Here is a 3642-nt window from a genome sequence, read left to right on the forward strand (position 1 = left end):
TCCAGCGTCAGCAAGGAAGCCGCCCGCCGGCTCGGTCTGACGTACCTGGACACCGGAGCGATGTACCGGGCGGTCACCTGGCACTGCGTTGACCTCGGCCTCGACCTGGATGACGCCGTCGCCGTCGAACGCGCCACCCGCACCATTGACCTGGACATCAGCACCGATCCCGACGCCGAACTCGTCAAGGTGGGCGACGTCGACGTCACTGCCGCCATCCGCGAGCCGGAAGTTTCGACGGCGGTCAGCGCGGTGGCCACCAAACTGGGCGCCCGGGCAGAACTGATCAGGCTGCAAAAGCAAATGATCGCCGACGCCGGACGCCGGATAGTCGTCGAAGGCCGGGACATCACCACGGTGGTCGCGCCCGAAGCCGAGGTCCGGCTGCTGCTGACAGCGAGCGAAGAGGCACGGATGGCGCGGCGCGGGCTGCAGCTCGGCGGCACCCAGGACGCCGGCCAGTTGACTACCCAGGTCCTGGAGCGGGACCAGAAGGATTCCACGGTGGTGAACTTCCACCAAGCCGCCGACGGCGTCATCACAGTGGATTCGTCGGACCTCGACTTCGAAGAAACTGTGCAGGCCGTGCTCGACGCCGTTCACGCTGTGGCGGACTGAGGTCGGAGCAGGGTATCCGAACGTGTTTCAATGGATTCAGCGGCAAAACACTTTTCTCTGCTGCGCCAGCCACATAAGAACCGCCATCGATCCTGTGCTGCACAAGCTGCCGGACGATGAAGCATGCCAACAAACGTAACTCCCAAGAAGGACAGTGATCATGAGCGATAGACCGTCTCAGGACGAGAGCGCGAACGACGGGTTCTCCGATGAGGAGTACGTGCCCGCCGAAGCGGACCAGGTCAACGAGCGCTACGCGTCAATCGACGACGCCGAGGCGGACCAGCGTGCCGAATCGCTTCGAGCCGGTCTGGCGGACTACGAACTTGATGAAGAAGACGCCGCCCTGCTGGCCGGGGCAGGGGGAGACGTCGACGACGCCGCCGCCCACCGGATGGAGCCGGTGCTCGCCATTGTGGGACGGCCGAATGTCGGCAAATCCACCCTGGTGAACCGAATCCTCGGCCGCCGGGAAGCCGTCGTCGAAGATACCCCCGGTGTAACCCGGGACCGTGTCTCGTATCCGGCGCACTGGAACGGGCGCAACTTCACCCTGATCGATACCGGCGGCTGGGAGCACGACGCCAAGGGCCTTCAGATCCAGGTCGCCGAACAGGCGGAAGTGGCGGTCGAAATGGCCGACGCCGTCCTGCTGGTCGTTGACGCCACTGTCGGTGCTACGGCCATGGACGAGGCGATTGTCCGGATGCTGCGACGGATCAAGAAGCCTGTCATTCTGGCAGCCAATAAGGTCGACGACATCCAGGTGGAGTCCGACGCATCGGCGCTGTGGGCGCTGGGGCTCGGCGAACCGTATCCCGTCTCCGCGCTGCACGGCCGTGGATCCGCGGACATGCTCGACGCCGTTCTTGAGGTGTTGCCCGAATTTTCCGCTGTTGAGGGGATCCAGCGCACCGGAGGCCCGCGCCGGGTGGCCCTGATTGGGCGGCCGAATGTGGGCAAGTCCTCGCTGCTGAACAAGCTCGCCGGCACCGAACGCGTGGTGGTTGACCCCACCGCCGGCACCACCCGTGACCCGGTCGACGAGATGATCGAACTCGGAGGCAGGACCTGGCGGTTCGTTGACACCGCTGGTATCCGCCGCCGGGTGCATATGGCGCACGGGGCGGATTTCTACGCCTCACTGCGTACCCAGACGGCGCTGGAGAAGGCGGAAGTCGCCGTCGTGCTCCTGGCCGTCGACGAGGTATTGAGCGAGCAGGACGTACGGATCCTGCAGCTGGCCATTGGCTCCGGCCGTGCCCTCGTGCTGGCGTTCAACAAGTGGGATCTGCTCGAAGACGAACGGCGCAAGTACCTGGAGCGGGAGATCGAGCAGGATCTCGCGCACGTCGACTGGGCCCCGCGGGTCAACATCTCGGCGAAGACAGGCTGGCACAAGGACCGGCTTGTGCCCGCACTCGAGCGTTCGCTCGAATCGTGGGACAGCCGCATCCCGACCGGTCGGCTGAACGCGTTCCTGGGCGAGCTCGTCGCGGCGCACCCGCACCCCGTCCGCGGCGGCAAGCAGCCCCGCATCCTGTTCGGCACCCAGGCCTCGAGCCGGCCGCCGAAGTTCGTGCTGTTCACCACCGGATTCCTCGACCCTGGCTACCGCCGCTTCATCACTCGACGGCTTCGCGAGACCTTCGACTTTGAGGGCACGCCGATTGAGGTCAGCATGCGCGTCCGGGAAAAGCGCTCGCGGAAGCGCTGATTGACCAAGGCGCTCCGCGTCGCGTGGAGATCCAACCCGGTGGTCTAGCCTGCCGAGACCCTGCCGAGACCCAGTTCGTTCCCATCGCGTGGATGCGATAAGATCTTTGAGGTGGTTCGGCCGGTACGGAAGCCACCGATCGGGTTGTGGCGCAGCTTGGTAGCGCACCTCACTGGGGGTGAGGGGGTCGCAGGTTCAAATCCTGTCAACCCGACAGATTATGGGCCTGGTGAGAGGGAAACTTTCATCAGGCCTTCTTTTGTTTCCTGACACGGAACCGCCGGAGGAATTATGCGCAGCAGCATCGCCGATGAACAGATTGTCGGCCTGAGTGAGATCACCGAAGCCGCCCAACGCATCGATGATCTGGTACTGCGCACTCCGGTCATCGAGCTGCCGCACCCGGTCCGATCCGATGAAGTGCTGCACTGCAAGGCTGAGTCGCTTCAGCCGACCGCTGCTTTCAAGCTGCGCGGGGCGTACAACGCAATTTCCCAGGCCCTGCCGCAAGCGCGCGAGCATGGCGTTCTCGCACAGTCCTCCGGCAACCACGCCCGCGCTGTCGCCTTCGTCGCGCATCGGCTCGGCCTGCATGCGGTGATTGTGATGCCGGAGAACACACCGCCGACGAAGGTAGCGGCGGTGCGTGCTCTCGGTGCGCAGGTCGAACTGGTGCCGGTAGCCGAGAGGGACAGTCGTGCACTGCAGTTGGCGGGCGAAGCAGAATATGTGCACGTGCCGCCTTACGACGATGTCCGTGTCATCGCGGGGCAGGGAACCGTCGGCCTGGAGCTGATTGAGCAGCTTCCGAATGTCGACGTCGTGCTCGTCCCGGTCTCCGGCGGCGGGTTGATCTCCGGCGTAGCGGCTGCTGTGAAGGCACTAAGCCCGCACACCCGCGTCATTGGCGTGGAGCCGGAACTGGCGGCTGACGCTACCGACAGCTGGCGCGCAGGCCGGCGAATCAGCTGGACGCCGGAACAAACCTCCCGCACCATCGCGGACGGACTGCGGGTCACGGAGATCGGAGCGCATCCGTGGGAGCACATCCAACGCTATGTCGACGATTTCGTCACGGTCTCTGAGCTGCAAATTTATGCGGCGATGCGGCACCTCGCCGTCGCGGGGCGGTTGGTTGCCGAACCCTCAGGCGCGGTCGCGGTGGCGGCGTGGATGCATGACCTGGTTCCGGCGGAGGGAACGGTTGCGGCGGTTGTCTCCGGCGGATCGGTCGAGCCGGCCTTGCTGGCCTCGGTGCTTAACTCCTAGCTGGCCCCGGGACGTAGGGGACGAGTGGCTTCGGCTGG

At 65.2% G+C, this 3642-nt stretch carries 3 protein-coding genes and 1 tRNA gene; all 4 read left to right on the forward strand.

Translation table 11 applies throughout. The annotated features are described in order from the left end of the window. On the forward strand, nucleotides 1–618 hold a 618-nt coding region (locus Y707_RS0111985), incomplete at its 5' end, for a (d)CMP kinase (protein ID WP_026535273.1). 160 nt (nucleotides 619–778) lie between these two features. Further along, complete coding sequence (gene der, locus Y707_RS0111990; protein ID WP_026535274.1) at nucleotides 779–2335, forward strand: ribosome biogenesis GTPase Der; 1557 nt, start codon at nucleotides 779–781, stop codon at nucleotides 2333–2335. Nucleotides 2336–2475: 140 nt separating this feature from the next. Further along, nucleotides 2476–2549 (forward strand) — tRNA-Pro (locus tag Y707_RS0111995). Nucleotides 2550–2626: 77 nt separating this feature from the next. Then, entirely contained in the window at nucleotides 2627–3604 is a 978-nt protein-coding gene (locus Y707_RS0112000) for a threonine ammonia-lyase (RefSeq protein ID WP_026535275.1), read from the forward strand. The last annotated feature ends 38 nt before the right edge of the window (nucleotides 3605–3642 follow it).

Origin of the sequence: Arthrobacter sp. H14, assembly GCF_000520495.1 — a bacterium.
Classification (GTDB): Bacteria; Actinomycetota; Actinomycetes; order Actinomycetales; family Micrococcaceae; genus Arthrobacter_C.